At 44.7% G+C, this 18,068-nt stretch carries 17 protein-coding genes; 13 read left to right on the top strand and 4 right to left on the bottom strand.

The features are described 5' to 3' along the window. The first annotated feature begins 477 nt into the window (after window positions 1–477). The 10 genes from trpE to DSBG_RS09635 all read left to right on the top strand — a co-directional run bounded on the left by trpE (window position 478) and on the right by DSBG_RS09635 (window position 10,289). Window positions 478–1,944: an anthranilate synthase component I gene (gene trpE / locus DSBG_RS09590; protein WP_068963939.1), complete on the top strand. Its 1,467-nt coding sequence runs from the start codon at window positions 478–480 to the stop codon at window positions 1,942–1,944. After that, window positions 1,944–2,519 (top strand): anthranilate synthase component II, encoded by a 576-nt coding sequence (locus DSBG_RS09595; protein ID WP_068963941.1) that lies wholly within the window; start codon window positions 1,944–1,946, stop codon window positions 2,517–2,519. The genes trpE and DSBG_RS09595 overlap by 1 nt, the downstream gene beginning before the upstream one ends. Further along, the gene (gene trpD / locus DSBG_RS09600; RefSeq protein WP_068963942.1) at window positions 2,516–3,535 is read left to right on the top strand and encodes an anthranilate phosphoribosyltransferase; all 1,020 of its coding nucleotides are present in this window, start codon (window positions 2,516–2,518) and stop codon (window positions 3,533–3,535) included. The genes DSBG_RS09595 and trpD overlap by 4 nt, the downstream gene beginning before the upstream one ends. Beyond that, window positions 3,532–4,320, top strand: coding sequence for an indole-3-glycerol phosphate synthase TrpC (trpC, locus tag DSBG_RS09605; protein WP_068963944.1), 789 nt, complete (start codon window positions 3,532–3,534; stop codon window positions 4,318–4,320). The genes trpD and trpC overlap by 4 nt, the downstream gene beginning before the upstream one ends. After that, complete coding sequence (locus tag DSBG_RS09610) at window positions 4,317–4,913, top strand: phosphoribosylanthranilate isomerase (protein ID WP_068963948.1); 597 nt, start codon at window positions 4,317–4,319, stop codon at window positions 4,911–4,913. Before trpC ends, DSBG_RS09610 begins: the two co-directional genes overlap by 4 nt. Next, window positions 4,906–6,090 (top strand): tryptophan synthase subunit beta, encoded by a 1,185-nt coding sequence (gene trpB / locus DSBG_RS09615; RefSeq protein WP_068963950.1) that lies wholly within the window; start codon window positions 4,906–4,908, stop codon window positions 6,088–6,090. Before DSBG_RS09610 ends, trpB begins: the two co-directional genes overlap by 8 nt. Next, window positions 6,083–6,862 (top strand): tryptophan synthase subunit alpha, encoded by a 780-nt coding sequence (gene trpA / locus DSBG_RS09620; RefSeq protein ID WP_068963952.1) that lies wholly within the window; start codon window positions 6,083–6,085, stop codon window positions 6,860–6,862. Before trpB ends, trpA begins: the two co-directional genes overlap by 8 nt. A gap of 626 nt (window positions 6,863–7,488) precedes the next feature. Next, window positions 7,489–8,142: a hypothetical protein gene (locus DSBG_RS09625; protein ID WP_068963954.1), complete on the top strand. Its 654-nt coding sequence runs from the start codon at window positions 7,489–7,491 to the stop codon at window positions 8,140–8,142. 265 nt (window positions 8,143–8,407) lie between these two features. Further along, the gene (locus DSBG_RS09630; RefSeq protein WP_068963955.1) at window positions 8,408–9,688 is read left to right on the top strand and encodes an HD-GYP domain-containing protein; all 1,281 of its coding nucleotides are present in this window, start codon (window positions 8,408–8,410) and stop codon (window positions 9,686–9,688) included. Window positions 9,689–9,716: 28 nt separating this feature from the next. Next, on the top strand, window positions 9,717–10,289 hold the full coding sequence (locus tag DSBG_RS09635) for a DUF5317 domain-containing protein (RefSeq protein ID WP_068963956.1): 573 nt from the start codon (window positions 9,717–9,719) through the stop codon (window positions 10,287–10,289). A gap of 33 nt (window positions 10,290–10,322) precedes the next feature. On the opposite strand, the gene DSBG_RS09640 is transcribed toward DSBG_RS09635, so the two are convergent. Beyond that, a complete protein-coding gene (locus tag DSBG_RS09640) occupies window positions 10,323–11,078 on the bottom strand; it encodes a tRNA threonylcarbamoyladenosine dehydratase (RefSeq protein WP_141694283.1) in 756 nt (251 codons plus the stop codon). A 134-nt stretch (window positions 11,079–11,212) separates the two neighbouring features. Between DSBG_RS09640 and DSBG_RS22430 the strand changes: the two genes are divergently transcribed. Next, the gene (locus tag DSBG_RS22430) at window positions 11,213–11,398 is read left to right on the top strand and encodes a hypothetical protein (protein WP_141694281.1); all 186 of its coding nucleotides are present in this window, start codon (window positions 11,213–11,215) and stop codon (window positions 11,396–11,398) included. Between the two features lie 50 nt (window positions 11,399–11,448). Here DSBG_RS22430 and DSBG_RS09645 read toward each other — a convergent pair whose 3' ends face one another. From DSBG_RS09645 to nuoE, 3 genes are all read right to left on the bottom strand, one after another. After that, window positions 11,449–13,191, bottom strand: a complete 1,743-nt coding sequence (locus DSBG_RS09645) for an NADH-dependent [FeFe] hydrogenase, group A6 (protein WP_068963961.1) — start codon at window positions 13,189–13,191, stop codon at window positions 11,449–11,451. A gap of 193 nt (window positions 13,192–13,384) precedes the next feature. Beyond that, complete coding sequence (locus tag DSBG_RS09650; protein ID WP_068963962.1) at window positions 13,385–15,271, bottom strand: NADH-quinone oxidoreductase subunit NuoF; 1,887 nt, start codon at window positions 15,269–15,271, stop codon at window positions 13,385–13,387. 60 nt (window positions 15,272–15,331) lie between these two features. After that, window positions 15,332–15,853: an NADH-quinone oxidoreductase subunit NuoE gene (gene nuoE / locus DSBG_RS09655; protein ID WP_068963963.1), complete on the bottom strand. Its 522-nt coding sequence runs from the start codon at window positions 15,851–15,853 to the stop codon at window positions 15,332–15,334. Between the two features lie 409 nt (window positions 15,854–16,262). Here nuoE and DSBG_RS09660 point away from each other — a divergent pair, with 409 nt between their 5' ends. Together DSBG_RS09660 and DSBG_RS09665 are read left to right on the top strand one after the other, a co-directional pair. Beyond that, entirely contained in the window at window positions 16,263–16,733 is a 471-nt protein-coding gene (locus DSBG_RS09660) for a MarR family winged helix-turn-helix transcriptional regulator (protein ID WP_068963965.1), read from the top strand. Window positions 16,734–16,781: 48 nt separating this feature from the next. Further along, window positions 16,782–17,951, top strand: a complete 1,170-nt coding sequence (locus DSBG_RS09665; RefSeq protein ID WP_068963967.1) for an MFS transporter — start codon at window positions 16,782–16,784, stop codon at window positions 17,949–17,951. Window positions 17,952–18,068: the final 117 nt, after the last annotated feature.

Genomic DNA, 18,068 nt, shown 5'->3' on the forward strand with positions numbered 1-18,068 from the left:
ATTTAGTTATTTGGAAAAAAATAACTCGTTAAATAGTTGACAAATAAAATGAATGTGCGTATTATAGACAGTAATTAAATATCTACCTAAAACCATTGATGTGGAGATAAAAACAAATCGTGCACTTTCAGAGAGCCGGAGTTGCTGTGAACCGGTAGGACGCAGGTTGTTAAATGGACCACGGAGGGCGCGGTGAAAGGCTTGAGCCGAGTATCTTGCGACGTGAGGGCATACGTCAGTTGCCAGGAATATGTTAGTATTCTGATAAGCGTGCGGATTTTCCGCAAAGCAAGGTGGCACCGCGGGGTTTTGATTTATCAACCCGTCCTTGACTATTAAGTCTTGGGCGGGTTTTTTGCGTACTAGTCAGAAAGTATAACTCACGTTATATACTTTCTGGAAGCATAAGTGCAACTAGGCAGCCGTCTTCGCCAAGGCTTGACACCAGCCAAGTTTACTTTATCCAAGGAGGTATATATGTACAGACCAAGCTTAAATGAAGCCAAAGAAATTGCGCTGAATTATAAGATGATCCCAGTCAGTCGGGAGATTTATTCAGATGTCAGGACCCCGATTGAGGTGCTGAAAATCCTCAAAAACGTCAGCCGTCATTGTTTTCTGTTGGAAAGTCTGGAGAGTGCTGAAAAGTGGGGACGCTACACATTTCTGGGTTTTGACCCGAAATTGGAGCTAACGAGCACTAACGGAGTGATCACCATCAATTCGGGTATAAAAACTACGGCTAATACAAAACATCCTCGCGAGTATATCCAACAGATTCTTGACGAGAACAAAAGTCCCCGGTTCGATTACCTGCCGCCTTTCACCGGTGGTCTAGTAGGCTATTTCTCATACGATTACATCAAATACAATGAGCCGTCACTAAAACTGGACGCTGAGGACCAAGAAGGTTTTAAAGACGTAGACCTGATGCTCTTTGATAAGGTAATTGCCTTTGATCATCTGAAACAAAAAATTATTATTATTGCCAATGTCAAAACTGAAGAACTGGATTCAGGTTATAACAAGGCCGTCATGGAAATTGAAAGCATGGTAAAGCTGATTAAACACGGTGCTTTTCAAGAGACACAACCTGCTAAAATCACCTCTGAATTCCGTCCTTTGTTTAAGGAGCAGGAGTATTGCGCTATGGTTGATAAGGCGAAGCATTATATTCGCGAAGGAGATATATTCCAGGTTGTTCTGTCCAACCGTTTTGAAGCGGATTTTACAGGTAGCCTGCTCAATGCCTACCGTGTTTTGAGAACTTCAAACCCGTCGCCCTATATGTTCTATATCTCCGGGACTGATGTTGAAATTGCTGGTGCTTCTCCTGAAACCCTAGTAAAACTTCAAAGTGGCAACCTTAACACGTTTCCACTTGCAGGCACAAAACCAAGAGGGAAGACAGAAGAGGAGGATCAACAGAACGAAAAGGATTTGCTCTCCGACCCTAAAGAATTAGCGGAACACAATATGTTGGTGGATTTAGGTAGAAACGACCTAGGTAGAATTAGCAAATTTGGCACGGTAACGGTAGAGAAATATCTATCGATTGAGCGTTTCTCGCATGTTATGCACATCGGATCCACGGTTCAGGGAGAGATACGGGACGATAAAAATGCCTTGGATGCCATAGATGCCGTGTTGCCTGCGGGAACTCTCTCCGGTGCCCCCAAAATCCGAGCCTGTGAGATTATCAACGAACTTGAAAACAACAAGCGAGGCATTTACGGTGGCGCAATCGGGTATATTGATTTTACTGGTAATCTTGATACTTGCATCGCCATCCGCATCGCCTTTAAGAAAAACGGTAAGGTTTTTGTCCGCTCCGGTGCTGGCATCGTTGCGGACAGTGTGCCGGAAAACGAGTATCAGGAATGTATTAACAAAGCCCAAGCAGTTATGAACGCCTTGAAACTGTCTGAGGAGGTCCTCGACTGATGATTCTTTTGATTGATAATTACGATAGTTTTTCCTATAACCTGTATCAACTTATCGGCTCGATCAATCCTGATATTAAGGTCATCCGCAACGATGAGCTGAGTATATCGGAAATTGAGGCCTTAGCTCCCGAGGCGATTATCCTTTCCCCTGGCCCTGGAAGACCGGCCGATGCCGGAGTATGTGTCGAGACTTCAAGACATTTCGCAGGTAATGTCCCTGTGTTAGGGGTATGTCTCGGTCACCAGTCCATTTGTGAGGCATTTGGAGCCACAGTGTCCTATGCCCGGGAGCTAATGCATGGGAAGCAATCCAAAATAAAAATTGAAACGGGCTGTCCGCTTTTTGCCGGATTGCCTGAAACAATCGCAGGTGCTCGGTATCATTCGCTGGCTGCTATCGAAGATACCATGCCTACTGAACTTAAGGTCATCGCCCGCACGGACGACGGAGAGATCATGGCAGTTAAACATCGAGATTATGAAGTTTATGGAGTTCAATTTCATCCGGAGTCGATCCTAACACCGCAGGGCAGAACCATCTTAGTAAATTTCTTGGGGGGGAATCGAGCATGATAGTTGAAGCGATCCACAAGATCATTAAAGGGGAGGACTTGGATTTTGATACTTCCAAGGTGGTCATGGGAGAAATGATGGACGGAACCGCCACGCATGCCCAAATGGGCGCTTTTCTCGCGGCACTGCGGATGAAAGGTGAGAGCATTGATGAAATCACCGGTAGTGCTTTAGCAATGCGCGAAAAGGCCATGCACCTTAATCCTGTCTACAATGTCATGGATATTGTGGGCACAGGTGGCGACGAGGTTGGAACCTTTAACATCTCCACAACGACTGCTTTTGTCGTCGCGGCCGGTGGAGTTCCTGTAGCGAAGCATGGCAACCGCAGTGTATCCAGTAAAAGCGGCGCGGCGGATGTTTTGGAAAAGTTGGGTATTAATATTGCTATCACTGCTGAGCATAGCCAGAAAATATTAGATGAAATCAACCTTTGTTTTATGTTTGCCCAAACCTATCACAGCTCGATGAAACACTGTGCCCCTGTGCGACGGGAAATGGGCGTCCGTACAATATTTAATATCTTAGGACCTCTTGCCAATCCCGCCGGGGCCAATCTGCAGTTGATGGGTGTCTATGACGAAAACCTTGTGGAGCCTTTGGCCAAAGTGCTCTCCAATCTCGGTGTCCAGCGGGGCATGGTGGTCCATGGTTGCGACGGTTTGGACGAGGCAACTCTCACGACCAAGACGAAGGTCTGCGAAATAGAACAGGGTGTTTTAAGTAGCTATTACCTTGACCCAGAGGAGTTGGGCCTAACCTATTGTACCCTGGCTGAGCTCGTCGGAGGCAACGCTGAGGAGAACGCCAAAATCACCCGCAGTATTTTAAACGGCTCCGAGCAGGGTGCCATGCGTGATGTTGTTGTTCTCAATTCAGCTTTGTGTCTGTATTTAGCTGGCAAAGCAGAAACCATTAAGAGTGCAATTCCTCTTGCCAAGGAGCTTATCAACAGTGGTGCTGCTCTGAAAAAACTTGAAGAATTTATAAGACTTTCCAACGAGGTAATAATATGATCTTAGAAAAAATAGCAACCCGAACCATTGAACGGGTTGCCGAACTAAAGCAACGAAAACCGACAGAACAGGTTATCTCAGAGGCCAAAGCTTTAGACCCTAATACCGGCTTTCCTTTTGAAAAAGCTCTTAGAGCTGAGGGTTTATCCTTTATCTGCGAGCTAAAAAAGGCTTCGCCCTCACAGGGAATCATTGCTCAGGATTTTTCCTATCTGCAGATTGCCAAAGAATATGAGGCAGCGGGAGCAGCAGCTATTTCAGTTCTCACCGAGCCTTATTGGTTTCATGGTCAAGACCGCTACGTTACAGAGATCAGCCAGGAAGTGGGTCTTCCGCTGCTGCGGAAGGATTTTATCGTAGACAGCTATCAAATTTATGAAGCGAAGATCATTGGCGCCTCAGCGATCCTGCTGATCTGTGCCTTACTGAACACCGATATCCTAAAAGAATATCTGAAAATCGCCCATAATTTGGGCTTGTCTGCCCTTGTGGAAGCGCATACTGAGGAGGAGGTCAGATCAGCTCTTACAGCAGGAGCCCGTGTGATCGGCGTCAATAATCGCAACCTGAAGACCTTTGAGGTTGACATCACCACCAGCATAAGGTTGCGGGGTTTAGTGCCGCAGAACATTCTATTTGTTTCGGAAAGCGGTATCAAATCCCCAGAGGATGTGGCAAGGCTGAGAGCAAACAAGACCGATGCAGTGCTGATTGGGGAAAGTCTAATGCGCAGCGATCATAAAAAAGAACAGCTTGTCATCCTGAGAGGGGAACGTGTTTCATGAAAATAAAGATTTGCGGACTTTTCAGGGACATTGACATTGACTACGTAAACGAGGCTATGCCTGACTTTATGGGATTCGTTTTTGCCAAAAGTCGGCGTCAGGTTAGTATGAAGTGGGCCGAAACCGTGCGTCCTAAGCTCAGATCAGAAATCAAGCCGGTGGGTGTTTTTGTCAATGAGTCGATAGCAAATGTGGCCAAGCTTTTAAATGATAACACGATCGAAATAGCCCAACTTCACGGGGATGAAAATGAAAACTATATCCAAGAATTAAAATCACTGACCAACAAACCGATTATCAAGGCGGTCCGCGTTTTATCCCACGTGGATATAGAGAACGCCCAGCATACCGTTGCTGACTTTCTGTTGTTGGACAACGGGGCTGGCGGAACGGGTAAGAGTTTTGATTGGAGTCTAGTGAGTAAAGTGGAGAAGCCTTTTTTTCTGGCCGGGGGATTAAATAGTGACAATATTGAACAGGCAATCGCGGTCACAAGTCCTTATGCTGTCGATTTAAGCAGCGGGGTAGAAACAGACGGTTTAAAAGACCGAGAAAAAATTTTAGAAATAGTCAGGAGAATGAAAAATGGCTAAAGGCAGATACGGCATTCACGGAGGGCAATACATTCCAGAGATCCTGATGAATGTAATCATCAACCTGGAAAAAAGCTATGAGCACTTTAAGAACGACCCAGAGTTCAACGCCGAGCTGAATAAATTGTTGAGTGAATACGCGGGCAGACCATCTCTGCTCTACTATGCGGAGAAAATGACCAAGGATTTAGGGGGCGCTAAAATCTATTTAAAACGGGAGGACCTCAACCATACCGGTTCACACAAAATCAATAACGTGTTGGGACAGGTTCTAATGGCCAAGAAAATGGGCAAAACACGCGTAATTGCCGAAACGGGTGCCGGTCAGCATGGTGTTGCGACTGCTACGGCAGCGGCACTTCTCGGTTTAGAATGTGAGATTTTTATGGGTAAGGAAGATACGGACCGACAGGCCTTAAACGTCTACCGTATGCAGCTTTTAGGCTCCAAAGTCAACACGGTCACGAGCGGTACCATGACACTGAAGGATGCCGTTAACGAAACGTTTCGGGAGTGGACAGCCCGTGTTCATGACACCCATTATGTTTTAGGTTCAGTAATGGGTCCCCATCCATTTCCGATGATGGTTCGCGATTTTCAGAGCGTGATTAGCCAAGAGGCAAGAGAGCAGATCCTGAAACTTGAGGGCAAACTCCCCGATGCTGTTGTTGCCTGTGTAGGGGGTGGCAGCAACGCGATGGGAATGTTTTATCACTTTATCGGTGATGAAAATGTCAAGTTAATTGGCTGCGAGGCAGCTGGACACGGTGTTGATACCGAGAAACATGCAGCAACTATTGCTAAGGGAAAACCAGGCGTATTCCATGGCATGAAGTCTTATTTCTGTCAGGACGAATATGGGCAAATTGCACCAGTATATTCAATCTCCGCAGGTCTTGACTATCCGGGGATAGGGCCAGAACATGCCAACCTGCACGATACAGGCAGAGCAGAGTATGTGCCTGTAAGCGATGACGAGTCAGTGGCCGCCTTTGAATATTTGGCGCGTACAGAGGGCATTATCTGCGCCATTGAAAGTGCCCATGCCGTCGCCCATGTGCAGAAAATTGCCGGGACTATGAGCAAGGACCAAATCATTATCATCTGTCTGTCAGGACGTGGCGATAAGGATGTTGCCGCCATAGCGCGCTACAAGGGGGTAGATATTGATGAGTAAAATTGCACAGGCCTTTAAAAACGGGAAAGCTTTTATTGGATTTGTCACAGGTGGTGATCCTTCTATAGAAAAGAGCGAAGAGTTTATCATGGAAATGATTCGGGGTGGCGCTGATTTGGTGGAAATCGGGATTCCGTTTTCCGATCCTACTGCCGAAGGACTGGTCATTCAAGATGCGAATATTCGTGCACTTTCTGCTGGAGCAACCGTTGACAAGATTTTTGACATGGTGGCCTCAGTGCGGAGAAAGACCGAAGTGCCGTTGGTTTTTCTGACTTATTTAAATCCTGTCTTTAATTACGGATACACCCGTTTTTTTGCCCGCTGTGCTGATTTGGGTGTGGACGGCATCATCATCCCTGATTTGCCCTATGAGGAAAAGGGTGAACTGGTTGAAGTGGCCGCAGGCTTTGGAGTCGATGTCATTTCCCTGATTGCTCCCACCTCAGAACAGCGCATTAAACAAATTGCGCAGGAGGCAACCGGCTTTATCTACGTGGTCTCCTCAATGGGCGTTACTGGGGTAAGAAGTGAGATTAAAACTGACCTACAGGCGATCTTAGAGGTTGTCAGGGGATCAAGTTCTATTCCCACCGCAGTCGGCTTCGGGATAAACACGCCTAAACAGGCGGGAGAGATTGCAAAAGTTGCGGATGGCGTGATTGTTGGGAGCGCAATCGTCAAGATTATCGAGAAGTATGGCGAAAACGCTGGTTCTTATATTTATGAATATGTTAGAAGTATGAAAGACGCTGTGAGTGGACTAAAGTGAGATCACTCAAGAACAAGCGAATGCAATTCAACATATTACTCAAATAGTTGAAGAAGTACAGCGAGTGGGGTAAGAGTTGCAGAACGTTGTAGCTCGGCTTTAAGAAATAAAGGTTTCCGTAAAGTTGTTCCTTCGGAGATTTTTGTTGAACGGTGTATCTGTGCAAATTGAACAATAACCTAAATACTTATACTTCGCAACAACGATAATAGTTAATGGAGTAATGACCCTCTCTTATTAGACTCGGAAAAATAAGAGAGGGTCATTTATTAGAGATGTACAGCTTAGCTAACCTACGTTCTGTTTTAGGTAGCCTGAGTTAAGAAAATTTTCATTAAACTATACTCTGAAATAGATTTGTCTATATGTGTATTCAATAATTATTCATTTCAATTGACAGTTATATTTTTGAAAAAGCTCTTAGAATTAGTAATGTCGTAGAAGTCTTGATGTATCTTGAAAAGGTAAAGTTCACGTGCAATTTATGTAAGAATTTAAAGAAATAGATAAAGGCTTTGGAATATTTAAAGAAATTAGGAAGGAATACTGAATTAAGACGTCGAAAACACCTAGATCATAGAACATTATAGAATTAGAATCATTTCGATTTTCTGAGGAGTGTTTTCATGTCAGAGATGCCCTATCTAATTCAAGAATGGGAGCAGGCCATAAAGCAAATTAAATCAGTTATAGCTGCTCGGGTTAACGTCAATAGCCAGGGAGAAATCGAAGAAGTTCATATTCTGGCCGGATCAGGACGAGCGCCTAAGCAGATTGTCAGAGATGTCGAGTCAATTCTGGTGGCTCGATTTAATTTACAAATCGACCATAAGAAGATCAGTGTGGCGCAAGTAGACGACGAAGAAGAAGGAAGTTCCGCTCTTGTGGAGTCAACCCGTCCTAAATTGGTAGGTGTGACCCTCAGGACTGTTAATGGAATGGCTGAAATTAAGGTAGAATTATTAACAGGTGATAAGCTTATTGAAGGACTCGCCCAAGGACCGTCCTCGTCTCACAATAAGCTACGATTGTTTGTTGAGGCTACACTTAAAGCACTTGCGCCTCTTACCTTAGATGATTTTATTTTCGCCACTGAGGATGTTGGAATTACACAGTTAGCCAAGCAGCAGATTGCTTTAGTTTCCATAACTTTGATCGCCTCCGCGGGTGAACAATCCCTCGTAGGATGTGCTTTGGTTAAAAACGATGACCGAGAAGCAGTTGTTAAAGCAACCTTGGATGCCGTTAATCGAAAACTGCCCTTTCTCCGGCACGATTAATTTGCTAATTTTGGCCGACCTACTGAGCATTTAGATTTTGAGGTAAGGTTGTTTTATTTCTCTACATAGCGAAGCGGAAAAAACAGCGCAGCGGAATATGAGCGAAGCGGTTGAACTGTCCCTTTGATAAAAAAATCAAGGAGGTTTACCGCATGAGCAAATTATATAAAATAATTACTATTCTCGTTTCACTCGTAATCGCCGGTGGAGCATCACACAGAATCTAATTTTAAAGTAGTCGGCCAATATTTATAAGAGGTGCCAAATGAATAGTTTACCTAATAAGTTTAAGTTATTTTTTGTAATTGTAACAACCTTAGCCATAATAGTTTTAGGATGGAATATCCTTCATACAAATTGGAACAGAATGCTGCTACTTCAACTTTTAATATTTGGGTTTCTCGGAATTGTTAGTGAATCCTTACCCGTTGCCCTACCGAAAGGGGGGTTTGTGACAGTTAGTTATCCGATTTATCTTTCCGAGCTGATCTTGTTTCCTATAGGAGTGACGCTAACGGCTAGCGCTATGTCAGCTTTGATTATTTTTGGCAAAGTTGCCTCAGAGGGACCTCTTTATAAGAGAGTGTTTAATGCGTCGCAGTGTGTTTTGTCCTTAGCCGTATCATATAGAGTAATGAACTTTTTTGACCCTCCTTTGTTTCAAATTAATTCCAGGTTTCTTATATTGTATGTATTAGCCGCTGCTGTTTATATGATTTTAAATGTCACCTTAGTCTCATTCGCCTTGGGAGCGATGTTGAATAAATCAACTTGGTCAATATGGGTAAATAATTTTCGTTGGTCTGTACCTAACTCCCTCGCACTTATTCCGCTTGGATTTTTATTGGCTTTACTCTACAAAAACTGGGGTGTGATGGGACTTCTTCTGCTCTTCATACCACTTCTAGCGTCTCGCCATGCTTTCCAACTTTATGTAGACATGCGAGAAAATTACTTAAGCACGGTTGAAGCTTTAGTTCAAGCCCTTGAAGCTAAAGATACATACACTAGTGGACATTCAGAAAGAGTTGGGAAACTGGTAGTCGCTATGGCAGAAGAAATTAAAATGAGTGAAGACAAGATTCAATCTCTTAAATACGCCGCCGTATTACATGATGTAGGAAAGATCGGGGTAAGTGAAATAATCTTGAACAAAGAGGGTAAGTTACTAGATCCGGAGTGGGACTCCATCCGTAGTCATCCAGTCATTGGGCAAACGATTATTAAAGGTATTAAATTTTTGTTTGATATCGGCAATGTAGTTCGCCATCATCACGAACGTTATGATGGGAAAGGATATCCGGATGGAATTCAAGGGAGTGAAATCCCTTTGGAATCTCGGATCATTGCCGTGGCGGATACTTATGATGCGATCACTTCGGATCGAAGTTATCGTAAAGGCAGTACACATGAGGAGGCTCTTAAAGAGCTTAAAAGAGTTGCGGGGACACAATTGGATCCAGAGATGGTTGAAGTGTTCTGCAAAGTCGTTACCAGTGAATTGACAGCGCGAACGGTCTGTGCTAATCAAGAAACCTTCGCTTAATCATTCAGAACAGCATAAGAGGTGGCATATGCTCATAGAAACGTTGATCCTCGCTTTTTTCATAAGCCTTATCTGGGGCGGAAAATTAATTCGAATGAGCGAGCTCGTCCTGCGAGAATTTTGGTTGATTCCTTTGGCTTTATTGATACAGAGTAGCGTTTATTGGGCGGCTGTTCGAGGAATGGGGTTATGTCCGAGTTGGCTTAGTCCGGTGCTCGATACAGGGTCTTATTTTTTATTATTAATTTTTACTTTGCGCAATAGCTCGCTGCCTGGAATGCGTTGGCTTGCCTTGGGAATTTCGTTTAATACTCTCGTTATCGCCTCGAACGGAGGAATAATGCCAGTTGACCCCTTATTTCTTTCGGAGACTAGCCGCAAAGCGTTGCTAGCGGGGCAGGGTACGCATGGATTGATGACTTCGACGACACACCTGAGCTACTTAGCAGATCGGTTTTACCTAGATATTCTGGGAATGGATAAACAGTTGTTCAGTGTCGGAGACAGTTTTATTGATATTGGCATCTTTCTGTTAGTGTTCAGGACAATGACGAAAAAGCAACCAATTAGAAAATCAACTAATGGATCAATTAATGAATGAATTAATTAATTTGATGTGTTTATATTTAGCATCCTATTCACAGCCTCCTAACAGATCCCGTACCACTTCTCCGGCTATAAGGAGTCCGACAACAGGCGGTACAAAGGATATACTTCCAGGGACTTGGTGTTTTTTCGCACAGCAGGCGTCCTCGCTTGGACAGATTAAATTGGTTTGATCGTTTTCCATGGAGAGTGGAGTGAGTGGAAGATCTGAGGTTGATACTACCTTTATTCCTTTAGTGATTCCTTCTTTGCGCAGCAGCTTGCGCATTACTTTAGCGAGCGGGTCTCCGCTAGTCTTGGAGATGTCTGTGACCTTATAGTTTTCTGCAGTCATGCGGTTTCCAGCTCCCATGCTCGAGATCAAAGGAATATTGCGCAGTAAACATTCTTTCGCTAGATTGACTTTACTGGAAACGGTATCGATAGCATCGACGACATAGTCTAGTTTCCGGCCAAGCAAGAGTTCTGCATTAGCGGCGGAATAAAACTCTTTAATGGTTTCAACTTTAGCCTTCGGATTGATTTCCAAAACCCGACGTTTCATAACCTCAATTTTTGCTTCACCAATGGTTGAGTGGAGGGCATGTAATTGACGGTTGATATTTGTTATACAAATTTCATCATAGTCAACCAGGATTAAATGACCTACAGCGGCACGTGCTAGTGCTTCCACGGTGAATGAGCCTACCCCTCCAACACCGAAAATAATGACTGTGCTCTTGCGGAGCTTTTCTAAACCCTGATTACCGACAAGGAGTTCAGTTCTTGAAAATTCTTGCATGATGCCTCCCAACTAAGGCTAGAGTTAGCCAAGTTTCTTTATCCACTTAGACTTTATCATAACCTTAAGTAGAAAAATAGTAACAGTAAAATTGATAGTAAAATGTCGATAATTGACAATAAAATAATCAAGGTAATTTGGTTGCAGAAGTTCAAAAAGCCTATATGGAACAGAATGAACGAGATCATGAAAAAATAATCACACATGTTGATAATAAGATCGGCTTGCATTCTATTATTGTATCGGCAGATGTTCGGGGGTTTGAAGAAAATCAAAAAACTCTTGAGAAAGAAGTCATAGGTATAAAAAGAAAAATGAGATAACCAAAACACTACCCCAAAAACGGGTAGTGTTTTTTCATTTAAATCCAACCTTATATTTTCTTACGCTGAGTATAGCTGGTATGTAACAATTCATGTGCCATTTCTCCGTAAGGTTCGCCAATGAAATCCTTATACAGAGCGAGAACAGCTGGGTTTTCATGCGACTTACGCAAGGGCTTAGAGCGGTCTTCCTGATAAATGGCGTTGGCCCGGGCTTTAAGAATTTCAACATTTCCATGGTGATAAGGTTGTCCACCACCACCGATGCATCCCCCAGGGCAGGCCATAATCTCAATCGCGTCGTAATGAGCTTCCCCAGTCTGTATTTTTTCCAGAATATATCGGGCATGTCCCAGGCCATGCGTTACCGCAACCCGAAAATCGCGCCCAGCAATTGGAATAACCGCTTCCTTAATTCCATCCATTCCTCGGAGAGCTTCAAACTCCACTTTTTCCAGAGTTTCGCCGGTTAGCACCTCGTAAGCAGTGCGCAGGGCTGCTTCGAGGACTCCACCTGTTGTCCCGAAAATTACAGCAGCACCGGTTGATTCACCTAAGGGGTGATCAAACTCTTCATCTTTGAGGTTAGTAAAATGAATACCAGCTTCTCTAATCATGCGAGCCAGTTCTCGGGTGGTGATGACAATGTCTACATCCGGGGTTACTGGGTCTTGTCCCAGCTCCGGGCGAGCAGCTTCGTATTTTTTGGCTATGCAAGGCATAATTGAAACAACGGTGATTTTCTGAGGATCGATCCCATAGGTCTTTGCATAATAGCTTTTGGTCAAGACTCCGAGCATTTGGTGGGGAGATTTACAGGTCGAAGGGATGTCCAATAGATCCGGAAATTGATGTTCAAAGAATTTGACCCAGGCTGGACAGCAGCTGGTCAGGATCGGTAACCGTCCACCGTGTTTTAGGCGATGAACCAGCTCTGAGGCTTCTTCCATGATCGTCACATCCGCTGCAAAATCTGTATCGAATACACGGTCGAAACCGAGTCGCCGCAAAGCGGCAACCATTTTGCCGGTAACGATTGTTCCCGGTTCTAAACCAAATCCTTCTCCAAGAGCGACCCGTACGGCTGGAGCTGTTTGCACTACAACGAAACGTGAGGGATCACTAAGGGCTTTCCAAACCTTGTCGACTTGATCCAGCTCCATCAAAGCCCCAGTGGGGCATACTGCGACACATTGTCCACAGAAGGTACAAGAGGTATCATGCTGAGGTAAATCAAAGGCGGTCTTAACAACCGTTTCGAAACCGCGCCCCACCGCAGAGAAAACACCAACTGTCTGAACCTCGTTGCACATTGTTTCACAGCGGCGGCAGCGAATGCATTTGTTTGGATCCCTGATAATAGCTAAACTCGATTTATCAATCTCATACTCAGATTCTTCACCTTCGTAGGAAATATTGCGCACTCCCAAATCTGCAGCGAGGGCTTGAAGGTCACAGTCCAGATTTTTTGAACAGGTTAAACATGACTTAGGATGGTCAGACAGTAGGAGTTCAACCATTGTCCGTCTTCCTTGGATGGCACGTGGTGTATCTGTTTTTACAATCATCCCACTAAACACAGGAGTTGAACAAGCGGGAGCCAAATTACGCCGTCCTTCAACTTCAACCACACAGACTCGGCAAGAAGCAATGTGATTGTTCATGTTCATTTCATGAAGGTTGAGGTAGCATAAGGTCGGAATGTCAATATTTACGGTGCGGGCTGCATCTAAAATGGACATTCCTTCAGGTACGGAAAGGGGTATATCATTGATGGTCAGTTGTATATCCATATAGAGTCCTCCTTTAAAGCAAACTTAGCTGGCGCTCACACACACACACACACACAAAGACACAGTCTTCGCACGAATTACCCCTTCTTGCAGACACAGTCTTCGCACGAATTAGCCTTCTTGCAGCTTGCGAAAGCGGCCGCCTAGTTGCACTTATGCCCACGCATTCTAATAAGAAGGGTACAGGGGTACCTTAGTGGTGGATAATAGCACCGGTGACACGGCATTGCTCCATGCATGCTCCACAATTTAGGCAACGTTCTTCGTCAATAACGTGACGTTCCTTGGCCGTGCCGGTGATACAATTAGCAGGGCATTTCTTGGCGCAAAGGGTACATCCTATGCAATTTTCGGTGATGTGATACTTTAATAAGCTTTTACAAACGCCCGCTGGGCAGGTTTTGTCGAGGATATGAGCCAGGTACTCGTCACGGAAATACTCTATCGTGGACAGAATAGGATTGGGAGCAGTTTGTCCTAGCCCGCAAAGGGAGGTGTCCTTAATGATTTTGCCCAGCTTTTCTAGTTTATCCAGATCATCTAACGTCCCTTTGCCTTCCGTTATTTTCGTTAGAATTTCATGAAGACGTTTAGTGCCGACCCTGCAAGCAGTACAGCGTCCACAGGATTCGTCCACAGAAAACTCCAGGAAGAATTTAGCAATATTGACCATACAATCACTTTCATCCATGACAATGAGTCCGCCGGAGCCCATCATCGAGCCAATTGCGGCTAAGGATTCATAATCAATGGGGGTATCTAAATACTTGGACGGAATACAACCGCCAGAAGGGCCTCCGGTTTGTGCGGCTTTAAACGTCTTATGTCGTTTGATTCCGCCGCCCATGTTAAAGATAATTTGCCGGAGGGTTGTCCCCATGGGGACTTCCACAAGTCCAACATTTTGAACCTTACCTGCTAAGGCGAACACTTTTGTTCCTTTGCTTTTTTCCGTCCCGATACTGGCGAACCAATCCGCTCCCTTGAGAATGATAGGTGGGACATTGGCCAGTGTTTCCACATTATTGACACAAGTTGGTTTCCCCCATAGCCCTTTTTCGGCAGGGAAGGGCGGTTTGACAGAAGGTTCCCCTCTAGCCCCTTCGATGGAATGCATCAGAGAGGTTTCCTCACCGCAGACAAAGGCCCCGGCACCGTATTTAAGCTCAATGTCAAAACAAAAATTACTGCCTAAAATCCCTTTCCCAAGCAACCCATAGTCCCGAGCTTGCCCTATGGCAATTTGCAAACGGCGAATAGCTGCTGGGTATTCTGCCCGGACATAGATAAAGCCATGGCTAGCCCCGATCGCAGAGCCCGCAATGAGCATGCCTTCTAAAACGCTATGGGGGTCGCCTTCTAATATGGAGCGGTCCATAAAGGCGCCCGGATCTCCTTCATCGGCATTACAAATGATATATCGTTGTTTGGCTTCGCTTTTATGTGTTAATTCCCATTTTAAACCAGTAGGAAATCCGCCGCCACCTCGCCCTCTCAGACCGCTTTTTTTAATCAAGTCGATGACTTCGAGAGGGTTCCTATTAAGAAGGACGCTAGCCAAGGCCTGGTAGCCGTCGGCAGCGATATATTCAAGAATGTTTTCAGGGGCAATATAGCCAACGTTACGGAGAGCAATGCGAAGTTGGCCCTGATAAAAGGGGAGGTCAGCAGCAAAACGTTTTTTAGTACTCGGCTCCATAAAAAGAAGGCGTTCGACCTGGTTTCCCTGAATAAAATGCTCTTCTATTATGACTGCCACGTCTGGGGCGGAAACCTCACAGTAGGTTGTGTTGTCAGGGTGAATCTCAATCATTGGCCCCTTTTCGCAAAAACCAAAACAGCCCGGTTGGAAAACTTTAACCTGTTCGGATAAACCTCGTCGGTTCAGTTCCTCTTCAAGGAGCTCAGCGATTTTGGGACTGCCTGAAGAGTGGCAACCGGGCCCGCCACAGACCAAAACATTTCTGGGCATGCCTAGAGCATCTTTTGTCGTGACAGGGTGTGTTAGGCGGCGGTTTTCAAGGAGAACGTGGTTTTGCATTTTCAGCGCATTCAGTTCATTGATACTTGTTAGTTTCATTTGCGGCTTCACTTCCTTTGATGATGGTACTTATTCGAAGCTCGAGTTTGAGTACACGTTTCAAGTCTCGGGCATTGCGCTTTGCGTCTCGGGCACCGCTTCAAGGCGATACTTTTCTAGGATCTGCCTAATCTCTTCCGGTTCATGAAGTCGTCCGTAGACCTTTCCATCGATCATCATGACGGGGGCCAGTCCACACGCTCCAATACAGCGTAGTGAATCTAAGGAAAAAAGATTGTCTTCGGTGGTTTGTCCAGTTTTAATCCCCAACTGTTTTTCTAATTCGGCCTGTAGTTTCTCAGCACCTCGTACAAAACAGGCGGTGCCCATACATACATTAATAACGTGTTTCCCCCGGGGTTTCATAGTAAAAAAGGAGTAGAAACTCACGACCCCGTAGACTTTGGCGGAAGGGATGTCAAGTTTTTGAGCGATATGCCACTGCAACTTGTCGGGCAGGTATCCGAAGAGCTCTTGAGCTTGATGCAGGATTCCGATAAGGTTTTCCTTTTTATAGGGGAGTGTGTCGATATACTCATCAAGTTGGCGATAGGGGTCTTTGATTGAGGCGTTGTCACACATGGGAATCCTCCTTTATCAATAACTGTTGTTTACTATTCCCAATGTTATATGAATTTACGTATACATCTCAGAGTATCCGACAAAATAATATTGAATGATTCTCCAGTGAGGTTACTCTTAAGAATTAAATCTAGTACGCTGGTAGGAATACCGAACGGTTGCTCGTTCAAGCGGACACCCCAAAATAAAATACATTGGTAACCTAAGGGAATGATGAAATGAGGAATAAAGACTCAGACTCCTAATGCGAGACTGAGTCTTTTGAGTTAAGGGTGGGGGGAGTGGACTAAAAGACTAAAGACTTAATGACTAATATAGAAGAGATACTTATTGACATAAACTATTTATGGTACTTATAATAAATCGTGGTTGAGGTTGCAACACTCTCACCATTAAAGGAGTGATACTAGTGATCAAGGAAAAAGAAGTTGCTCTTATGGAAGAGACTGACCATTTATTCAGAATGGTTTGGAAGAAATATCAATGTTTTCTGATGCCTGAAGAGAGTGACTTATCCATGCATCAGATGATGTTCTTAAAATATCTAGAATGTAGCGGAACCTGTACACCGTCGGACATTGCCCAACAGTTCGGTATTACGTTGGGGGCAGTCACAGGATTTGTGGATCGCCTTCATAAATTAGGCCTCATTACACGGATCCGTAGCGAGGAAGATCGCCGAATGGTCTTAATCCAACTTTCGCCTAAGGGAATTGAGCCATTAAAATCCTTCGAGAAAGAAAGAAAAACAAAGTTCGCGCGCATTTATGAGAAGCTCGATGCTAATCAGGTGAGCGAACTAAATAGGTCCTTAGAACAGCTGAACATTGTGTTAGAAGATTTAGCTCTCCAAAAAGGGGACGATCAGATACCTTGTTAAGGCTGATTTCAGAGAGAAAATGATATAAATGATAGGAGCTTAATCGGAATGCGAAAGAAGATCATGCGCCCAATGACAATCTTGCTCATTATTCAATTTTTGGTTATGGTTGGATTTGGAATCGTTATTCCAATCTTGCCGTTCTTTGTGGAAAAGTTAGGCGGAGGAGCCCTTTCCTTGGGGATTTTTATGTCTGTTTATTCCATCATGCAGTTTATTTTTGCACCGATTTGGGGTAGGCTATCTGATCGCATTGGTCGTCGGCCGGTTCTTCTTATTGGACTTGGTGGATATGGTGTGACGTTTTTAATGTTCGGGATGATCAACAACCTTTATTTATTAATTGGACTCCGCGCTTTAGCGGGCATGGTTTCTTCTGCAACCTTGCCGACAGCAATGGCCTACTTAGCCGATATTACGGAAGGAGCGGATCGTTCGAAAGGAATGGGTATGCTGGGTGCTGCGATGGGGCTGGGAATGGTTTTTGGTCCTGCTATAGGCGGTTGGCTTGGTCTTTATAGTTTCTCTTTACCGTTCTTCGTTGCGGGAGGGTTAGCCTTGCTTCTACTACCGTTCACCTGGAGATTCTTGCCAGAATCTCTGAAGCGTTCGGATCTTCCCGGCCGCAGGAGGCCTAGACTTACCTTAGCGGTCGTGAAGGACCCCTTGTTTGCTCTATTCGCCTTCAATTTCGTCATCAGTTTCTCGATGTCAATGTTTGAAAGCACCTTTGCTTTATATTCAGCAGATAAAGTCGGTTTTGGCCCTGAAGAAATGGGGATCACGTTTGCTATCCTCGGGATCTTCGCTGTGATTGTACAGGGAGGTCTTATTGGCCCATTGGTTAAAAGGTTTGGGGAGGCTAGACTCGTAAATTCCGGCGCATTCCTCTCATCGCTTGGGCTTATTTCGATTGTATTATCCCGGCACATTGTTTTATTAGTGATCTCGACGGTTGTTTTTATGGTGGGTAATTCCTTGATGACGCCAACCAGCTCAAGTCTCGTTACGAAACAGAATTCTCGCGGCCAGGGAGCTTCCCTGGGATTTTTTCAGGCATTTGCCAGTCTTGGAAGAGTTTTTGGCCCGGTTACTGGCGGAGCCCTTTTTGAAATAGGTATGGGCTTACCATATATTACGGGGGCAGCATTCTTAGTGCTGGTTGTTTTAGTAGCCGGAAGTAAACTTAGCCCGAAGATTGAATCGTCACTGGTGTAGGAATGAAAAATAGACTAGAATAGATAAATGGAAATGCAATTGCACGTTCACTAAAGCAAAAGCAATGGAACGTGTGCGAAAGGGCTAAGAAACTTCCTCTCTATTAATGCTTTGATG

Source organism: Desulfosporosinus cupriresistens (genome assembly GCF_001707885.1).
GTDB lineage: Bacteria > Bacillota > Desulfitobacteriia > Desulfitobacteriales > Desulfitobacteriaceae > Desulfosporosinus.

Bases quoted from the DNA above. Each gene is read 5' to 3' on its own strand.
- trpE (WP_068963939.1), top strand. From the start codon at position 478: ATGTACAGACCAAGCTTAAATGAAGCCAAAGAAATTGCGCTGAATTAT.
- DSBG_RS09595 (WP_068963941.1), top strand. From the start codon at position 1,944: ATGATTCTTTTGATTGATAATTACGATAGTTTTTCCTATAACCTGTAT.
- trpD (WP_068963942.1), top strand. From the start codon at position 2,516: ATGATAGTTGAAGCGATCCACAAGATCATTAAAGGGGAGGACTTGGAT.
- trpC (WP_068963944.1), top strand. From the start codon at position 3,532: ATGATCTTAGAAAAAATAGCAACCCGAACCATTGAACGGGTTGCCGAA.
- DSBG_RS09610 (WP_068963948.1), top strand. From the start codon at position 4,317: ATGAAAATAAAGATTTGCGGACTTTTCAGGGACATTGACATTGACTAC.
- trpB (WP_068963950.1), top strand. From the start codon at position 4,906: ATGGCTAAAGGCAGATACGGCATTCACGGAGGGCAATACATTCCAGAG.
- trpA (WP_068963952.1), top strand. From the start codon at position 6,083: ATGAGTAAAATTGCACAGGCCTTTAAAAACGGGAAAGCTTTTATTGGA.
- DSBG_RS09625 (WP_068963954.1), top strand. From the start codon at position 7,489: ATGTCAGAGATGCCCTATCTAATTCAAGAATGGGAGCAGGCCATAAAG.
- DSBG_RS09630 (WP_068963955.1), top strand. From the start codon at position 8,408: ATGAATAGTTTACCTAATAAGTTTAAGTTATTTTTTGTAATTGTAACA.
- DSBG_RS09635 (WP_068963956.1), top strand. From the start codon at position 9,717: ATGCTCATAGAAACGTTGATCCTCGCTTTTTTCATAAGCCTTATCTGG.
- DSBG_RS09645 (WP_068963961.1), bottom strand. From the start codon at position 13,191: ATGGATATACAACTGACCATCAATGATATACCCCTTTCCGTACCTGAA.
- DSBG_RS09650 (WP_068963962.1), bottom strand. From the start codon at position 15,271: ATGAAACTAACAAGTATCAATGAACTGAATGCGCTGAAAATGCAAAAC.
- nuoE (WP_068963963.1), bottom strand. From the start codon at position 15,853: ATGTGTGACAACGCCTCAATCAAAGACCCCTATCGCCAACTTGATGAG.
- DSBG_RS09665 (WP_068963967.1), top strand. From the start codon at position 16,782: ATGCGAAAGAAGATCATGCGCCCAATGACAATCTTGCTCATTATTCAA.